At 67.7% G+C, this 17,938-nt stretch carries 13 protein-coding genes; 9 read left to right on the forward strand and 4 right to left on the reverse strand.

What is annotated here, in order from left to right; all coding sequences use genetic code 11:
- Positions 1–50 precede the first annotated feature (50 nt).
- The 6 genes from M2163_RS29365 (at position 51) to tuf (ending at position 9,430) form a co-directional block, all read left to right on the forward strand.
- A complete protein-coding gene (locus M2163_RS29365) occupies positions 51–3,950 on the forward strand; it encodes a DNA-directed RNA polymerase subunit beta' (protein WP_280849869.1) in 3,900 nt (1,299 codons plus the stop codon).
- Between the two features lie 333 nt (positions 3,951–4,283).
- A complete protein-coding gene (locus tag M2163_RS29370) occupies positions 4,284–4,748 on the forward strand; it encodes a DUF1707 and DUF4190 domain-containing protein (RefSeq protein WP_280895484.1) in 465 nt (154 codons plus the stop codon).
- A gap of 323 nt (positions 4,749–5,071) precedes the next feature.
- Complete coding sequence (gene rpsL / locus M2163_RS29375; protein WP_003948652.1) at positions 5,072–5,443, forward strand: 30S ribosomal protein S12; 372 nt, start codon at positions 5,072–5,074, stop codon at positions 5,441–5,443.
- A gap of 2 nt (positions 5,444–5,445) precedes the next feature.
- On the forward strand, positions 5,446–5,916 hold the full coding sequence (gene rpsG, locus M2163_RS29380; protein ID WP_007384059.1) for a 30S ribosomal protein S7: 471 nt from the start codon (positions 5,446–5,448) through the stop codon (positions 5,914–5,916).
- A 39-nt stretch (positions 5,917–5,955) separates the two neighbouring features.
- The gene (gene fusA, locus M2163_RS29385) at positions 5,956–8,082 is read left to right on the forward strand and encodes an elongation factor G (protein ID WP_280849863.1); all 2,127 of its coding nucleotides are present in this window, start codon (positions 5,956–5,958) and stop codon (positions 8,080–8,082) included.
- A 154-nt stretch (positions 8,083–8,236) separates the two neighbouring features.
- Positions 8,237–9,430, forward strand: a complete 1,194-nt coding sequence (tuf, locus tag M2163_RS29390) for an elongation factor Tu (protein ID WP_007384061.1) — start codon at positions 8,237–8,239, stop codon at positions 9,428–9,430.
- A 140-nt stretch (positions 9,431–9,570) separates the two neighbouring features.
- Here the strand turns inward: tuf and M2163_RS29395 are convergent, their stop codons facing one another.
- Positions 9,571–10,038 carry a hypothetical protein gene (locus M2163_RS29395; RefSeq protein WP_280849862.1) on the reverse strand — a complete coding sequence of 156 codons (468 nt, stop codon included), beginning with the start codon at positions 10,036–10,038 and terminating at the stop codon, positions 9,571–9,573.
- Positions 10,039–10,259: 221 nt separating this feature from the next.
- Between M2163_RS29395 and M2163_RS29400 the strand changes: the two genes are divergently transcribed.
- From M2163_RS29400 to M2163_RS29410, 3 genes are all read left to right on the forward strand, one after another.
- Positions 10,260–11,459, forward strand: a complete 1,200-nt coding sequence (locus tag M2163_RS29400; protein WP_280895485.1) for an acyltransferase — start codon at positions 10,260–10,262, stop codon at positions 11,457–11,459.
- Positions 11,460–11,540: 81 nt separating this feature from the next.
- Positions 11,541–11,846: a hypothetical protein gene (locus tag M2163_RS29405; RefSeq protein WP_280895486.1), complete on the forward strand. Its 306-nt coding sequence runs from the start codon at positions 11,541–11,543 to the stop codon at positions 11,844–11,846.
- 71 nt (positions 11,847–11,917) lie between these two features.
- Positions 11,918–12,745 (forward strand): hypothetical protein, encoded by an 828-nt coding sequence (locus tag M2163_RS29410; RefSeq protein WP_280895487.1) that lies wholly within the window; start codon positions 11,918–11,920, stop codon positions 12,743–12,745.
- A 42-nt stretch (positions 12,746–12,787) separates the two neighbouring features.
- Here M2163_RS29410 and M2163_RS29415 read toward each other — a convergent pair whose 3' ends face one another.
- From M2163_RS29415 to M2163_RS29425, 3 genes are all read right to left on the reverse strand, one after another.
- Positions 12,788–13,114 (reverse strand): hypothetical protein, encoded by a 327-nt coding sequence (locus M2163_RS29415; protein WP_280895488.1) that lies wholly within the window; start codon positions 13,112–13,114, stop codon positions 12,788–12,790.
- Entirely contained in the window at positions 13,111–14,052 is a 942-nt protein-coding gene (locus M2163_RS29420) for a helix-turn-helix domain-containing protein (protein ID WP_280895489.1), read from the reverse strand. The genes M2163_RS29415 and M2163_RS29420 overlap by 4 nt, the downstream gene beginning before the upstream one ends.
- Before the next feature lie 341 nt (positions 14,053–14,393).
- Complete coding sequence (locus tag M2163_RS29425) at positions 14,394–17,927, reverse strand: hypothetical protein (RefSeq protein ID WP_280895490.1); 3,534 nt, start codon at positions 17,925–17,927, stop codon at positions 14,394–14,396.
- Between the last annotated feature and the right edge of the window lie 11 nt (positions 17,928–17,938).

Genomic DNA, 17,938 nt, shown 5'->3' on the forward strand with positions numbered 1-17,938 from the left:
CCCCCGTATCAGACCCCAAGACTTACAACCCTGAGAGGGATTGACGCATAGTGCTCGACGTCAACTTCTTCGATGAGCTCCGGATCGGTCTGGCCACCGCTGACGACATCCGTCAGTGGAGCCACGGCGAGGTCAAGAAGCCCGAGACCATCAACTACCGCACCCTCAAGCCCGAGAAGGACGGACTCTTCTGCGAGAAGATCTTCGGTCCGACCCGGGACTGGGAGTGCTACTGCGGCAAGTACAAGCGTGTCCGGTTCAAGGGCATCATCTGCGAGCGCTGCGGCGTCGAGGTCACTCGCGCCAAGGTGCGTCGTGAGCGGATGGGCCACATCGAACTGGCCGCCCCCGTCACGCACATCTGGTACTTCAAGGGCGTCCCGTCGCGTCTGGGCTACCTGCTCGACCTGGCTCCCAAGGACCTCGAGAAGGTCATCTACTTCGCGGCGTACATGATCACGTACGTCGACGAGGAGCGCCGCACGCGTGACCTGCCCTCCCTGGAGGCGCACGTCTCCGTGGAGCGCCAGCAGGTCGAGAACCGCCGGGACGCCGACCTCGAGGCCCGCGCCAAGAAGCTGGAGAGCGACCTGGCCGAGCTGGAGGCCGAGGGCGCCAAGGCCGACGTGCGCCGCAAGGTGCGCGAGGGTGCCGAGCGCGAGATGAAGCAGCTGCGCGACCGCGCCCAGCGCGAGATCGACCGTCTCGACGAGGTGTGGACCCGCTTCAAGAACCTCAAGGTCCAGGACCTCGAAGGTGACGAGCTGCTCTACCGCGAGCTGCGGGACCGCTTCGGCACGTACTTCGACGGTTCGATGGGTGCCGCGGCGCTGCAGAAGCGCCTGGAGTCCTTCGACCTGGACGAGGAGGCCGAGCGCCTCCGCGAGATCATCCGTACCGGCAAGGGCCAGAAGAAGACCCGTGCGCTGAAGCGGCTGAAGGTCGTGTCTGCCTTCCTGCAGACCTCCAACAGCCCCAAGGGCATGGTCCTCGACTGCGTCCCGGTCATCCCGCCGGACCTTCGCCCGATGGTGCAGCTGGACGGTGGCCGCTTCGCGACCTCCGACCTCAACGACCTGTACCGCCGTGTGATCAACCGCAACAACCGTCTGAAGAGGCTCCTCGACCTCGGCGCGCCCGAGATCATCGTCAACAACGAGAAGCGCATGCTTCAGGAGGCTGTTGACGCCCTCTTCGACAACGGTCGTCGCGGCCGTCCGGTCACCGGTCCCGGTAACCGCCCGCTGAAGTCCCTCAGCGACATGCTGAAGGGCAAGCAGGGTCGTTTCCGTCAGAACCTGCTCGGCAAGCGTGTGGACTACTCCGCGCGTTCCGTGATCGTCGTCGGTCCGCAGCTGAAGCTGCACCAGTGCGGTCTGCCGAAGGCGATGGCGCTGGAGCTGTTCAAGCCGTTCGTGATGAAGCGCCTGGTCGACCTGAACCACGCGCAGAACATCAAGAGCGCCAAGCGCATGGTGGAGCGCGGCCGCACGGTCGTGTACGACGTCCTCGAAGAGGTCATCGCCGAGCACCCGGTTCTGCTGAACCGTGCTCCCACCCTGCACCGCCTCGGCATCCAGGCCTTCGAGCCGCAGCTGGTCGAGGGCAAGGCCATCCAGATCCACCCGCTCGTCTGCACCGCGTTCAACGCGGACTTCGACGGTGACCAGATGGCCGTGCACCTGCCGCTGTCCGCGGAGGCGCAGGCCGAGGCCCGCATCCTGATGCTGTCCTCGAACAACATCCTCAAGCCCGCCGACGGCCGTCCGGTGACGATGCCGACCCAGGACATGGTCCTCGGTCTGTTCTTCCTCACCACCGACGGCGAACTGCGTGACACCAAGGGCGAGGGCCGTGCGTTCGGCTCCACGGCCGAGGCGATCATGGCGTTCGACGCCGGCGAGCTGGCGCTCCAGTCGCCGATCGACATCCGCTTCCCGGTGGGCACCATCCCGCCGCGGGGCTGGACGCCGCCGGCGCAGGAGGAGGGCGAGCCGGAGTGGCAGCAGGGGGACTCGTTCCGCCTGCGCACCACGCTGGGCCGCGCGCTCTTCAACGAGCTGCTGCCCGAGGACTACCCCTTCGTCGACTACTCGGTGGGCAAGAAGCAGCTCTCCGAGATCGTCAACGACCTGGCCGAGCGCTACCCCAAGGTCATCGTGGCGGCGACGCTCGACAACCTGAAGGCGGCCGGCTTCTACTGGGCGACCCGTTCCGGTGTCACCGTGGCCATCTCCGACGTCGTCGTTCCCGAGGCGAAGAAGGAGATCGTCAAGGGCTACGAGGCGCAGGACGAGAAGGTCCAGAAGCAGTACGAGCGCGGTCTGATCACCAAGGAAGAGCGCACTCAGGAGCTCATCGCGATCTGGACCAAGGCGACCAACGAGGTCGCCGAGGCGATGAACGAGAACTTCCCCAAGACGAACCCCATCTTCATGATGGTTGACTCGGGTGCCCGAGGAAACATGATGCAGATGCGGCAGATCGCCGGTATGCGTGGTCTGGTGTCGAACGCCAAGAACGAGACGATCCCGCGTCCGATCAAGGCGTCCTTCCGTGAGGGCCTGTCCGTGCTGGAGTACTTCATCTCCACGCACGGTGCCCGTAAGGGTCTCGCGGACACCGCCCTGCGTACCGCCGACTCGGGTTACCTGACCCGTCGTCTGGTGGACGTCTCGCAGGACGTCATCATCCGCGAGGAGGACTGCGGCACCGACCGTGGCCTCAAGCTCGCGATCGCCGAGCGCGGCGCCGACGGCGTCCTGCGCAAGGCGGACGACGTCGAGACCTCCGTGTACGCGCGCTGCCTCGCCGAGGACATCGTCGTCGACGGCAAGGTGCTGGCCCCGGCCGGTACCGACCTCGGTGACGTGCTCATCGACGAGCTGGTCAAGCACGGTGTCGAGACGGTCAAGACCCGCTCGGTCCTGACCTGCGAGTCCGCCGTCGGCACCTGCGCCATGTGCTACGGCCGCTCGCTGGCCACCGGCAAGCTGGTCGACATCGGTGAGGCGGTCGGCATCATCGCCGCCCAGTCCATCGGTGAGCCCGGTACCCAGCTGACGATGCGTACCTTCCACACCGGTGGTGTGGCCGGTGACGACATCACCCAGGGTCTGCCGCGTGTCGTCGAGCTCTTCGAGGCCCGTACCCCGAAGGGTGTCGCCCCGATCTCCGAGGCCCAGGGCCGCGTGCGGATCGAGGAGACCGAGAAGACCAAGAAGATCGTCATCACGCCGGACGACGGCAGCGACGAGACGGCGTTCCCGATCTCGAAGCGCGCCCGACTCCTGGTCAGCGAGGGCGAGCACGTCGAGGTGGGCCAGAAGCTCACCGTGGGTGCCACCAACCCGCACGACGTGCTGCGCATCCTGGGCCAGCGTGCCGTCCAGGTCCACCTGGTCGGCGAGGTCCAGAAGGTCTACAACTCGCAGGGTGTGTCGATCCACGACAAGCACATCGAGATCATCATCCGGCAGATGCTGCGCCGCGTGACGATCATCGAGTCCGGTGACGCCGAGCTGCTGCCCGGCGAGCTGGTCGAGCGCTCGAAGTTCGAGACCGAGAACCGTCGTGTGGTCCAGGAGGGCGGTCACCCGGCCTCCGGTCGTCCGCAGCTGATGGGTATCACCAAGGCCTCGCTGGCGACGGAATCCTGGCTGTCGGCCGCCTCCTTCCAGGAGACGACCCGAGTCCTGACGGACGCGGCGATCAACGCCAAGTCCGACAGCCTCATCGGCCTCAAGGAGAACGTCATCATCGGTAAGCTCATCCCGGCCGGTACGGGTCTGTCCCGCTACCGCAACATCCGGGTCGAGCCGACCGAGGAGGCCAAGGCCGCGATGTACTCGGCCGTCGGCTACGACGACATCGACTACTCGCCGTTCGGCACGGGCTCCGGCCAGGCTGTTCCGCTGGAGGACTACGACTACGGGCCGTACAACCAGTAAGCGGGTCGCTTGTTGAAGGGCGGTCACCCTTTGGGGTGGCCGCCCTTCGGCGTGGACGGGGGTGGTCTGGGCGGAACCTGTCCCGATATCGGAGCGTTGGAGCATCATGGAGGCATTCGACCTCTCAGGGGGTGCTCCGTGTCGCAACCGTCGTGGCAATCGTGGCAGGGCAGGGACGAGTGGCCGTCAGAGCCGGGCAGGGACGCTCCGTCGGACGTTCCGGCCGCCAGGCCCTGGACCGGCGCGGGCGCCCCTGTCGCGCGCCCCTGGCCCGGATACGGGACTCCGCAGCCCGGCGCCTCCCACCCTGCCTCCCACCCCGGTAGCGCCGCCATGCTCGCCTCCCACGCCGACCGGGAGCGGGCCGTCGACGTGTTGCGGGCCGGGTACGGGGAGGGGCGGCTGGAGAAGGGTGAGTTCGACAAGCGGGTGGAGCGGGCGTACCGGGCCCGGACCGTCGGGGAGCTGGCGCTGCTCGTGTCCGACCTGCCGCTGGGCCCCGTGCCGCAGCCGGCGCCCGTCACGGCCGTACCGCGGACCTTTCTGCCCGCCCCGCGGCCGCGGGCCAACGGGAAGGCGGTCGGAGCGGCGGTGTGCGGGCTGCTGTGCGTGCCGACCTTCGGGTTCACCGGGATCCCGGCGGTGATCCTCGGACACACGGCGCGGGCCGAGATCGAGCGGACGGGGGAGAGCGGTGACGGGCTGGCGCTGACCGGGCTTGTGTTCGGCTGGCTGTCGATCGCGGCCTGGTCCATCATGATGACGCTGCTGGTCGCGGTGGGTCTCGCCTCGGGGTGAGCGGCTTCCCGCACGTGTGCGCCGTGTGAAATCGAAGATCGTCCACGGCGTAGGGGCTTGACATCGCGCGCTCCGCGAGGGTGCCGTCGCCCTTCTGTTTTGACCGCAGCGAATGAGCTGGGTACGCTCAGACCTTGTGCCTGGGGTGTGCCCTGGCTCCCGTGCGTGCCTTGAACCGCACTAGGGGGGCCTTGAGCGGCCACCGTAATCTGCGCCCTTTTCGCCTTGCGGCGGGAGTCCGCCGGATTCGACACACCCGACCGCGTGGGTCGGCGACGTTCCAGGTTAGCTTCACCATTCGGCACACAGAAACCGGAGAAGTAGTGCCTACGATCCAGCAGCTGGTCCGCAAGGGCCGGCAGGACAAGGTCGAGAAGAACAAGACGCCCGCACTCGAGGGTTCCCCTCAGCGTCGCGGCGTCTGCACGCGTGTGTTCACGACCACCCCGAAGAAGCCGAACTCGGCCCTGCGTAAGGTCGCGCGTGTGCGTCTGACCAGCGGGATCGAGGTCACTGCTTACATTCCGGGTGAGGGACACAACCTGCAGGAGCACTCCATCGTGCTCGTGCGCGGCGGCCGTGTGAAGGACCTGCCCGGTGTTCGTTACAAGATCATCCGCGGTTCGCTCGACACCCAGGGTGTCAAGAACCGCAAGCAGGCCCGCAGCCGCTACGGCGCCAAGAAGGAGAAGTAAGAATGCCTCGTAAGGGCCCCGCCCCGAAGCGCCCGGTCATCATCGACCCGGTCTACGGTTCTCCTCTTGTCACCTCCCTGATCAACAAGGTGCTGCTGAACGGCAAGCGCTCCACCGCCGAGCGCATCGTGTACGGCGCCATGGAGGGCCTGCGCGAGAAGACCAGCAACGACCCGGTCATCACCCTCAAGCGCGCGCTCGAGAACATCAAGCCGACCCTTGAGGTCAAGTCCCGCCGTGTCGGTGGCGCCACCTACCAGGTGCCGGTCGAGGTCAAGCCCGGCCGCGCCAACACGCTGGCGCTGCGCTGGCTGGTCGGTTACTCCCGCGCCCGTCGCGAGAAGACCATGACCGAGCGTCTGCTCAACGAGCTTCTCGACGCCTCGAACGGCCTCGGTGCGGCCGTCAAGAAGCGCGAGGACACGCACAAGATGGCCGAGTCCAACAAGGCCTTCGCGCACTACCGCTGGTAGTCGCAGACCCCATCGAGACCGAGAGAAGACTGAAGCCTTATGGCTACCACTTCGCTTGACCTGGCCAGGGTCCGCAACATTGGGATCATGGCCCACATCGACGCGGGCAAGACGACCACCACCGAGCGGATCCTGTTCTACACCGGCGTTTCGTACAAGATCGGTGAGGTCCACGACGGCGCCGCCACCATGGACTGGATGGAGCAGGAGCAGGAGCGTGGCATCACGATCACCTCTGCTGCCACCACCTGTCACTGGCCGCTCGAGGGCGTCGACCACACCATCAACATCATCGACACCCCGGGTCACGTCGACTTCACCGTCGAGGTGGAGCGTTCGCTCCGCGTTCTCGACGGTGCCGTGACGGTGTTCGACGGCGTTGCCGGCGTGGAGCCGCAGTCCGAGACGGTGTGGCGTCAGGCCGACCGTTACGGCGTGCCCCGCATCTGCTTCGTCAACAAGCTGGACCGTACCGGCGCCGAGTTCCACCGCTGCGTGGACATGATCTCGGACCGCCTGGGCGCCCAGCCGCTCGTCATGCAGCTGCCGATCGGCGCCGAGGCCGACTTCAAGGGTGTCGTCGACCTCGTCACCATGAAGGCGCTCGTGTGGTCCGCCGAGGCGGCCAAGGGTGAGATGTACGACACCGTCGACATCCCGGCCACGCACACCGAGGCTGCCGAGGAGTACCGCGGCAAGCTCATCGAGGCCGTCGCGGAGAACGACGAAGAGATCATGGAGCTGTACCTGGAGGGCGAGGAGCCCACCGTGGAGCAGCTGTACGCCGCGATCCGTCGTATCACCATCGCGTCCGGCAAGTCGAAGGACACCACGGTCACCCCGGTGTTCTGTGGCACCGCGTTCAAGAACAAGGGCGTCCAGCCCCTGCTCGACGCGGTCGTGCGCTACCTGCCGACCCCGCTCGACGTCGAGGCCATCGAGGGCCACGACGTCAAGGACCCCGAGGTCGTCGTCAAGCGCAAGCCGTCCGACGAGGAGCCGCTGTCCGCGCTGGCGTTCAAGATCATGAGCGACCCGCACCTCGGCAAGCTCACCTTCGTCCGGATCTACTCCGGTCGCCTGGAGTCCGGCACCGCGGTGCTGAACTCCGTCAAGGGCAAGAAGGAGCGCATCGGCAAGATCTACCGCATGCACGCGAACAAGCGTGAGGAGATCGAGTCGGTGGGCGCCGGCGACATCGTCGCCGTCATGGGCCTGAAGCAGACCACCACCGGTGAGACGCTGTCCGACGACAAGCAGCCGGTGATCCTGGAGTCCATGGACTTCCCGGCGCCGGTCATCCAGGTCGCCATCGAGCCCAAGTCCAAGGGTGACCAGGAGAAGCTGGGTGTCGCCATCCAGCGTCTCGCGGAGGAGGACCCCTCCTTCCAGGTCCACTCGGACGAGGAGACCGGCCAGACCATCATCGGTGGTATGGGCGAGCTGCACCTCGAGGTGCTGGTCGACCGTATGCGCCGTGAGTTCAAGGTCGAGGCCAACGTCGGCAAGCCGCAGGTCGCGTACCGCGAGACGATCCGCAAGGCCGTCGAGCGCGTCGACTACACGCACAAGAAGCAGACTGGTGGTACCGGCCAGTTCGCCAAGGTGCAGATCGCGATCGAGCCGATCGAGAGCGGCGACGCCTCGTACGAGTTCGTGAACAAGGTGACCGGTGGCCGTATCCCGAAGGAGTACATCCCTTCGGTGGACGCCGGTGCGCAGGAGGCCATGCAGTTCGGCATCCTCGCCGGGTACGAGATGACGGGCGTTCGCGTCACGCTTCTCGACGGCGCCTACCACGAGGTCGACTCCTCCGAGCTCGCGTTCAAGATCGCCGGCTCGCAGGCCTTCAAGGAGGCCGCGCGCAAGGCGTCCCCCGTGCTGCTCGAGCCGATGATGGCCGTCGAGGTCACCACGCCCGAGGACTACATGGGTGAGGTCATCGGCGACATCAACTCCCGCCGTGGTCAGATCCAGGCCATGGAGGAGCGGGCCGGTGCCCGCGTCGTGAAGGGCCTCGTGCCCCTCTCGGAGATGTTCGGCTACGTCGGAGACCTCCGCAGCAAGACGTCGGGTCGCGCAAGCTACTCGATGCAGTTCGACTCCTACGCCGAGGTTCCGCGGAACGTCGCCGAGGAGATCATCGCGAAGGCCAAGGGCGAGTAACGCACCGCGTTCGCACGCTTTAGGCTTGACTCCGGAGCCCGGAGGGGCATTCACCCGCAATTGTGGGGGAGTGCCCCCGGGCCGAGGCTTTCCAGCAAAGATCACCTGGCGCCGATGAAGCAAGGCGTTCAGAACCACTCCACAGGAGGACCCCGTGGCGAAGGCGAAGTTCGAGCGGACTAAGCCCCACGTCAACATCGGCACCATCGGTCACATCGACCACGGTAAGACGACCCTTACGGCCGCCATTACCAAGGTGCTGCACGACGCGTACCCGGACCTGAACGAGGCCTCGGCCTTCGACCAGATCGACAAGGCTCCCGAGGAGCGCCAGCGCGGTATCACCATCTCCATCGCGCACGTCGAGTACCAGACCGAGACGCGTCACTACGCCCACGTCGACTGCCCCGGTCACGCGGACTACATCAAGAACATGATCACGGGTGCGGCGCAGATGGACGGCGCCATCCTCGTGGTCGCCGCCACCGACGGCCCGATGCCGCAGACCAAGGAGCACGTGCTCCTGGCCCGCCAGGTCGGCGTTCCCTACATCGTCGTCGCCCTGAACAAGGCCGACATGGTGGACGACGAGGAGATCCTGGAGCTCGTCGAGCTCGAGGTGCGTGAGCTCCTCTCCGAGTACGAGTTCCCGGGCGACGACGTTCCCGTCGTCAAGGTCTCGGCGCTCAAGGCTCTCGAGGGCGACAAGGAGTGGGGCCAGTCGGTCCTGGACCTGATGGCCGCCGTCGACGAGGCGATCCCGCAGCCCGAGCGTGACGTCGACAAGCCGTTCCTGATGCCGATCGAGGACGTCTTCACGATCACCGGTCGTGGCACCGTCGTCACCGGTCGTATCGAGCGTGGTGTCCTCAAGGTCAACGAGACCGTCGACATCATCGGCATCAAGACCGAGAAGACCACCACCACGGTCACCGGCATCGAGATGTTCCGCAAGCTGCTCGACGAGGGCCAGGCCGGTGAGAACGTCGGTCTGCTCCTCCGTGGCATCAAGCGCGAGGACGTCGAGCGCGGCCAGGTCATCATCAAGCCGGGTTCGGTCACGCCGCACACCCAGTTCGAGGCCCAGGCCTACATCCTCTCCAAGGACGAGGGTGGCCGCCACACGCCGTTCTTCAACAACTACCGTCCGCAGTTCTACTTCCGTACGACGGACGTGACCGGCGTCGTGACCCTCCCCGAGGGCACCGAGATGGTCATGCCGGGTGACAACACCGAGATGAAGGTGGAGCTCATCCAGCCCGTCGCCATGGAAGAGGGCCTGAAGTTCGCCATCCGTGAGGGTGGCCGGACGGTCGGCGCCGGCCAGGTCACCAAGATCACCGCCTGATCTTGACCTGACAGGTCTCCGAGACCCGTAGGTCTCTGAAGGGGCCCGTACGACTTCGGTCGTACGGGCCCTTTCGCCTGCCCGGTGTCAGAGGTGGGCTTCGCCTGTCCGGCCTCGGATGCGGGCTTCGCCTGTCGGCCTCAGATGCGGGCGCGGATCTGCCGGACGGGGTGCCCGAGAACCTCCCCGATCGCGCTCAGCTCCCGTTCGTCGAACGGCCCCCGGTCCGCGTTCCACACGGCGATCTCGAACCGGGCGAACCCGCAGGGCCAGTCGTAGTCCAGGGCGTCCAGCGAGGTTCCCGCCCCGCAGCAGGGGACCATGACGGCGAGGGTGGCGAACCCGTCGTCGGCGTGGGCCTCGATCAGATCGCGGTACCACTCGGGGTCGATGGCCGCCCCGCAGGCCGGGCAGCCGATCTTCATCAGGTTCTCGCCGCAGTCGACGGCGGTGACCGTGTCGTACCAGTCGGCGTCGATCTCGGTGTCGAACCCGCTGTCGGCCTCGGGGGCGAGGCGGGTCACGAGCGCTGTGGCGCGGTCGCCGGCATCGCGGTCGGGCTGCCAGTGGGGGTCGGTCGGGATGACCGAGTAGACGGTGTCACTCATGCCCGGGATCATCCGGGCGCACGTGGCGTGGCGGCAAGGCGTCAAGTGAAGCCTCGGGGAACTTTGCGGAGCGGTGCGGCGAGCGTTGTGGCAACTCCCCGGCAGTGGTGGGGGAAATGCTCCTGTCTGGACCCTGTGGGGTGGTTGTGAGGGTCGTAGCCTGAGGCGTCCGGTGGCCGCTCCCGGCCCGGATTCCCTCACGAGGACGGACGGACACGCAGGTGTCGATGCAGGACGCGGAGAGCAGAGGGTCGATACCGCGACGGGTCGTCGGCGGCCTGCAACAGCCGCTTCCGCCCCTCGCCGCGCCCAGCGCGCAGGTACGGCCCGCCCGGTCCGCCGCCGTACGAGACCGTGCCGGCCGCCGTCTCTACGCCATCGACGGCATCCGGCTCCTCGCCGCCCTGATGGTCGCCGTGCACCACTACGCCGGCACCAACCGCGTCGACCAGCCCGGCAACCGCATCTGGGACCGCCCGGTCTCCGACATCATGCCGACGGTCTTCCGGTTCGCCTCCTACGGCTGGATCGGCGTCGAGATCTTCTTCGTGATCAGCGGTTTCGTGATCTGCATGTCCTGCTGGGGCCGCAGCCCCCGGCAGTTCTTCACGTCCCGGGTGATCCGGCTGTACCCGGCGTACTGGTTCGCCATCGTCTTCACCACGGCCGTCCTGGTGGCCCTGCCGGGCGTGTGGGACCGCCTGCGCACCCGTGACGTCCTCCTCAACTTCACGATGCTTCAGTCGGGTTCGGGCGTCATGAACGTCGACGGCGTCTACTGGACCCTCTGGTCGGAGCTGCGCTTCTACCTCCTCTTCCTGGTCGTCGTGTGGAGCGGCCTGACCTACCGCAAGGTCGTCGTCTTCTGCTGCGTGTGGGGCGCCGCGGCCATGCTGGCCCCGATCTCCAAACTCCCGCTCCTCGAACTGGTCGCCAATCTGGAGGGCGCCTGGTACTTCATCGCGGGCCTGTCCCTCTACCTGATGCACCGCTTCGGCCAGGATCTGCTGCTGTGGGGCATCCTGGCGATGGCCTGGCTGATGGGCCAGCGCGAACTCGGCATCCGGATCGACGAGGTCGAGCATGTATCGGGGTGGCGGGGGAGTGTTCTGATCTTCACGGTCTTCCTGCTGGCCATGGTCGCCATCGCCCTCGGCGCCACGGACCGGGTCCGCTGGAAGTGGCTGGTGACGGCGGGCGCGCTCACGTATCCGCTGTACCTGATGCACTACGCGGCCGGTACGACGCTGATCAACCGGCTCCGCGACACGATGGACGCCCGTCTCCTGGTCGTCTCCGTCATCGCCGGCTTCATGGTGCTGAGCTGGCTGGTGCACCGGTTCGTGGAGCGGCCGACGGCACGGCTGCTGAAGCGGGGACTGGACACGTCGTTCGCGCGGCTGCGGAACGCGAGCGGCTGACGCCGTGACTCCGCACGGCGACCGTGTGTTCTGAGTACGAACGCTCATGCGGACGGGCGCGGCGGGCGCTGGGATGGTGCCATGCCGGACAACTCACTGGACGACCGTGCACAGGGGGCCTGGGCGGCCCCGCTGATCTCGACCCTGCTCACGCTCCCCGCGTGCCTGGTGGCCTACGCCCGGGCCGACCGCTTCGACGCGAGCTACGGTGTGGCCTTCCCGATGCTCCTGGCGGGCCTGGGCGTGGCCCTGTTCCTGGTGGCGGCGAGCTGGGCGACGCCCTGGGAGCGCCACGACTCCGCCCGCCGCCTGGGCCTCGCGGCAGCGGCACCCTTCACGGTCCCGCTCGCCTACGCCGTCTTCGTTGCCCTGGTCGGCCGGCCGTAGGCCGAGGGAAAGTCATGATCAGGTCATGGGATAGTCTGCCGCTCCTTTCCCGCGCCACGAAAGAGGTGGTAATGACCACTGGCAGACGTACGGCCACCGGGGCCGCGCTTGTGGGGGCACTGGCCCTCACCCTCCTGAACGCCCCGGCGGCCCAGGCCCAGGACACCGGGATCACCGTGTCCGACATCGTGATCAACAAGGGCAAGCCGATCGTCGTCGGCACCTCGAAGGTGGTGGAGCCGCCCCTCACCTTCAAGATCGCCCTGCCGCCCGGGTACAGCACGAGCGACCCGTCCCGGTACGACGCGTTCCCCTTCATCTACCGGGGAGGTCTGGAGCACGCGGCCGACACCGGTGACAACTACATCGGACCGGGCAGCTACACCTGCTACGAGCTGAGCGCCCGGAAGGCCGAGTGCGAGGGGTCCCTCTACATCGACCCCCACCCCTCTCAGGAGCACGTCGACTCCAACGGCGACGCCACCACCTGGAAGACGGCTGTGGCCCTGCGCCTCTTCCGGGCCAGCGGGAGCCTCGTGGCCGAGGAGCACGAGACCCGGTCCCTGACCGTCCGGCTCAAGCGGGCGGCGAAGGTCACCGTGAACGCCTCGCCGGAGCCGGTGGTCAAGGGCAAGAAGATCACCGTCACCGGCAGGCTCACCCGGGCGGACTGGGCGACGAAGAAGTACCGCGGCTATGGCGGCCGTTCGGTCAGCCTCCAGTTCCGCGAGACGGGCACCAGCTCCTTCGTCACGGTCAAGAAGGTCACGACGAGCAGCACCGGCGCCCTGAAGACCACGGTCACCGCGTCGAAGGACGGGACCTGGCGCTGGTCGTACGGCGGCAACGACACGACGGGTGCCACGACGAGCGGCGGGGACCACGTGGACGTGCGCTGACGCGCCCGGTTCGACTGCGTGGCCGGCGCTTGACCGCGCCGGCTACGCGGGCGGTGCCGTGTCGCCGACGAGTCGCAGTGTGGGAGGCGTTGGGGCGAACTCGCCGATTTCGAGTGCCGCCTCGCGCCAGTGCGCGATGAGTTCGAGGATCCCCTCGCTGTCCTGGCGGTAGCCGGGTGGCGGCATGTGAGGCGCGGTCGGCCACATGATGGTGGCGGCGAATCGGACCGCGTGCATGGCGGCAGTCACGTGTGGGTCGACAGACCGGTCCTCCAGGCGCCGCAGGGTGTCGAGCCGGGCGGCGGTGTCGAGGAGCTCGGCGTACATCAGCGCGCGCTCCCGCGTGTGCGCGATCGTGGGCTCGCTCACGGGGGTGTGCCTCCGGGCTTCGGGTAGGGGTGATGTCCTTCGTGGCCCGCCTCACGACAGTCGCGGCAGCGGGCGTTCTTCTCCCAGGTTCGAAGGCCCCGGTCGCAGCCGTCGCAGTTGCCCATCGGGGGCACAGGGGCGGGCTTGCCGTCGGGTGACGCGTCGGGCGGGGCCGGAGCCGGGAGGAACTCGGTGAGCCGGTGGGCGAGCAGAGCCGCGGGGTGGCGTACGGGGTCGCGCGGGAGATTCGAGGTCAGTGAGTGGCGTACGGCTTCGGGGCGAGCGCCGCGTTCCAGCCAGGCGGCGACGGCGGGGGCGAGCCGCCGGACATCGCGCTCGGCGAGGAGCAGGCGGCGGTCGTCGTGGTGGAGCGTGGCGAGGAGGTCGGTCGCGGCACGCTGGAGCTCCGGGGTGGGGGTCTGGGGTTGAGGGAGCGGTGGTTTAGAGGCGGGGGAGGGAGACGGCGGGGCAGGTGTCGTGGGCTCGGGCGCAGCTGCGGTGGGCGGTGACGGCGGCGGTACGGCACCGGAGGCCGGGCGGGGTGGAACCTTGGCCGCGGGGGGAGGGGGGCCGTTCTCCACGTACGGGGCCTGGGGTTGGTTGTACGAGACCGTGTGCGTGACGACCCGGCCGTTGGGGAGCCGTTTGCGCACCTGGGCCAGATAGCCGTGGGCCTTCAGCTCACGCAGGGCGGCGGCGATACGGGTCTCGCCCTCGGTGAAGCGGTCGGCGAGGGTCTTGATGTCGATGCGGGCCTGGTCCGGCAGCGACTGGATGTGCAGGGCGAGTCCGATCGCGGTGAGCGAGAGCTGGCGGTGCTGGGCGAGGTGGTTGCCGACGACCGTGAACCTGGCCGTGTGCGGGACCTTGATGTGGGTGACGCCGCGCGGATTCAGCGGCTGGGAGCACGGGAGCGCGCTAAGGTTCTGGGTGTCCATCGGGAAGCCCTAACTTCCTTGGTGGTCAGGCCCTCGCACTGGGATTGCCGTCCCGGCGGGGGCCGTCGCATGTCTGCGGTGAGGTGATCGCGGCGAGCATATGCCAGCGAACCGCCAGCAAATCCAGCTGAGTTGAGGAACGCCACTCGTACGGGTGACCAGGGGTTCTGTGGAGGCTCGGTCGGGTGGGGTGGGGTTGGTTCTCTTCCCGGTTTTCGCCTGAGGGCTTTGATCACGCGTGGCGCCGGGCGGTGGAGTACCGGCACGTGGCGGGGCGCGTTCCGGTGGGGGCGAGGACGGTTTGGCGTCATCGCCCCCACTTTGAGGTCTGTCGCCACGGCTCAGCCGAACGCCAGCTTCCCCGTCCAGTTGCCGATCACCGTCGTATAGCCACCGACCACCGACTTGCCGCCCGAGTACAGCCGCACGCTGCCGTCGCTCATGTGGGCCCAGACGTCGGGGACGCCGTCAGCCGTGACGTCGGGGATGCCGAGGAGGCGGGGCATGTCGGTCGGGGCCCAGCCGCTCGCGGCGTACTCGCTGTCGGTGCCGGTCGAGGAGGCGGCGGCCGTGGCGAGGGAGAGGACGTCCAGGCCGTTGCCCGTCGAATCGGCCTTGCCCTGGCGCAGCAGGGCGCGACCGCTGGTGGACCGGTAGAGCAGGTCCGCGATGCCGTCGCCGGTGATGTCGGAGACGTTGACCAGATCACGGCCCGGCCAGGCGGTGCCGTCGTTGAGCAGCCGGGCCCCGGAGAAGGACGCACCGGTGTAGCCCGTGAAGGCCCAGAACTGGGTGCCTGCGGTGACGAACAGGTCCGGGCGGTCGTCGCCGGTGACGTCACCGGCGGAGAGGATCTGGTCGAAGGCGGACGGCGCGGGGACGTCGACACTCGCGCCGCCGGCGTCGGTGCCCTTGGTGGGCAACAGGATCGGCAGGCGGGCGCAGGTGTTGAAGCCGCCGTAGCCGTCACCGGGGTAGACGTACAGGGTGCCGTCGCCCATGCGGGCGACCAGGTCCTGGAGTCCGTCGCCCGGGTAGTAGTCGCCGAGGTGGGTGATCAGGGCGCCCTTCCAGCTGACCGTCTGGGTGCAGCCGTCGGCGTAGGCGGTGTTCTTGGTGGTCTTGCCGTAGGAGGGATCCATGCCGATGAACAGGTCGCCCTTGGTGCCGGACGGGTAGGCGCGCAGGTCGTCGTGGACGACGCCGTCGTCGTCCGTGCTCTCGGTGATGGTCAGGAGGTCCGGCTTGTCGTCACCGGTGATGTCGCCGCCGGTCTCGTCGCGGTCCTTCGGGCTTACGAAGATCTTGTACGAGTTGGGGGTCACCGACTCGTTGCCGGCCGCGTCGACGGCCTTGACGTAGAGGATGGCGGGGCCGGCCAGCGGTGGGGTGACGGAGACGACCGATGTGATGGCGTTGCCGGTGATCACGTCGCCCGACTTGGTGGTGCAGCTGTTGTTGTCACTGATCTTGGTGGTCTTGTCGTACGTCGTGCTGTTCCAGCTGTAGGCGTACTGAGTGACCCTGTCCGTCACCCAGTTGGAGAACTGCATGCAGCCGGACTGTCCGAACGTGGCCTTGGACCACTGGTCCTCGCCGCTGTCGTTGTCGACGTCCGCCTCGTCGAAGTCCGCGGAACTCACCTTCGGTGTCTTCGGGGCCACGGTGTCGAGCTTGAAGTAGCAGGTGTAGCTGGTGGACGAGGTGCTGCCCATGTCGTCCTTGACGTACACGTTCCAGGAGTAGGTGCCGTCCTTGAGCACACTGGAACCGCTGGAGTTGGTGTTGTCGAACACCACGCTGGTCGTGCTCTTGCCCGAGGCGCTCGCTTCCCGGTTGTACACCGTGCCCGTGCCCGTGTTCTTCAGGGTGAGGTGCATGATGTTCAGATCGTCCTTGCCGTCCGGGTCCGAGGTGGCCGCGGAGAAGGTGATCTGGTCGTTGTCGCCGATGGTGACGTAGGGCGTGCTGGTTGTGCACTTGCCCGGACTCATCTTGAGCTTGCTCGGCTTGTTCGGCCTGGTGTTGAACGTGACGTCGATGCTCGGGCCCGCGTTGTCGTTCGTGGCCTGGAACTTCTTCCACGCGTACTGGTCGTCCTCGTCGCCCGCCTGCAGACCCAGCGTCCAGTGGCTCAAGCTGTGGTCGGCCGCGTACTGGGCGGCGTCCTTGACGTCGAAGACGGTGTTCCCTGCCGCGCAGCTCTTCTTGTAACCCTTGGCATACGACCTGGTGTCCAGATGGTCGCTCCAGCCGGGCTGATTGGACCAACTGGTCTTCTTGTCGATGTCGCCGGTCCGCCACACCTCGACGTCCCGCTTGGAGCAGGACCAGGCGTACGTCTCCTTCATGTTGAGCGTGGCCTCCTTGATGGAGGTCGTGCGCACTTTCTCCGGCCACTCCATCGTGAAGAAGGAACGGCTGCTGCCGAAGGTGTCGGACTCGTAGCCGACGCGCGCCTCATTGGTGCCCTTGTTGAATCCGCGGCCGTTGAAGAAGGTGGCGGTGGCCCAGGAACCCCGCTTGTAGGCGGTCGTCCAGTTGCCCGCGTCGGTGTTGGTGCTGGGGTCGATGAAGACGGGGTACGTCGTGGTCGCGCCGGTCAGCAGGTCCTGGTCCGGTGTGAGGGTGATGGTGCCGTCGGAGGCGAGCGAGGGGTCGATACGGGAGGTGTGGGTGCCGGGCTGGGGGCCGGTCAGACCCGGGATCTCGCGGTCGATGGCGGTTGTTTCGGGGACCACGACGGCCTCCTCGTCACCTGCGGGCTGGGTGACCGCCGGGTCGGGCTCGGAAGCGGGCGGGGAGGCGGGCGCGGACGCCGCGGTGTCCCCGTCGGTCTCCGTGGTGGCTGTGGGCTCGGGGGTGGTGTCGTCGAAGTCGGTGTCGGCGTGCTCGTCCTCGCTCGCCCTGCGCCGGGCGGCGTCGGAGTCGTCCTCGGCCTCCGATGTCGGGCCGGCCGATTCGCCCTCGTCTGCCGTCGGCGTCGGGTCGGGGTCATCCGGGCCACCATCACCATGGGTCAGGTTGTCGGTCGTGGCGTCCTTGCCCGCCGAGTCCCACATCAGCATGGTCGGGGTGGCCGCGACGTCGTTGCCCTCGGCGTCGTAGGCGTGGACGGATCCGCTGCGGGAGTCGAGCTTCATCGTCAGGTCCGGCGAGGTCAGGCCGTAGGAGATGGTCTTGAGCGCGGGATTGGCCGCGGCCTCGGCGGACTTGACGACGAGCACCTCGGAGAAGCCGCCGTCGGTCGCGGCCAGCACCAGGTCCACGCCCGGCAGCACCTCGCGGTAGAGCGCCTCGTTGCTCTCTACCTCAGGTGCGGGGAGTGGACCCGGCCAGGTGAGGTTGATCGTGTGGCCTGCCGTGGTGAGGGTGGCGAGAGTGCTCGCGGTGTCGTCGGTGTCCGCTGCCGGGTGGAGGTAGGCGGCCTGGCTGACACCAGAGGACGCGGCCTTCTTCTTGCTCCCGCCAGAGAGGACCACCGGCGTCGTCGTGGCCGTCGTCGCCCAGTTCCCGTCGGATCTGCGGCGCAGCGTCGGATCGATGGCCCGCCACTGGCCGTCGACCTTGGTGCGCACCGGCATGACATGGATCCGGGTGGTCAGGGTGCGGTCCGGGTTGGCCCAGGTGGTGGTCTTCGCGGTGCGGGCGGTGACCACCTCGACAGGGTGGCCGGTGCGCTTGGCCGTGGCACGGGCCTCGGGCTCCGTGCGGGGGTGAAGCTGGGTCGGGTCTTTCGCCGCTGCCCCGTCGGCCGTGTCGTGGTCCGGAAGCAACACCCAGGCGGTGGCCGAGGCCAGCAGCAGGGCCAACAGGGCGGCGAACAGGCGCAGATGACGTTGACTCAGCCTGCCCGGCCAAGAAGCGGAGGACACCGGACCGTTTC

This window comes from Streptomyces sp. SAI-135, assembly GCF_029893805.1.
GTDB lineage: Bacteria > Actinomycetota > Actinomycetes > Streptomycetales > Streptomycetaceae > Streptomyces.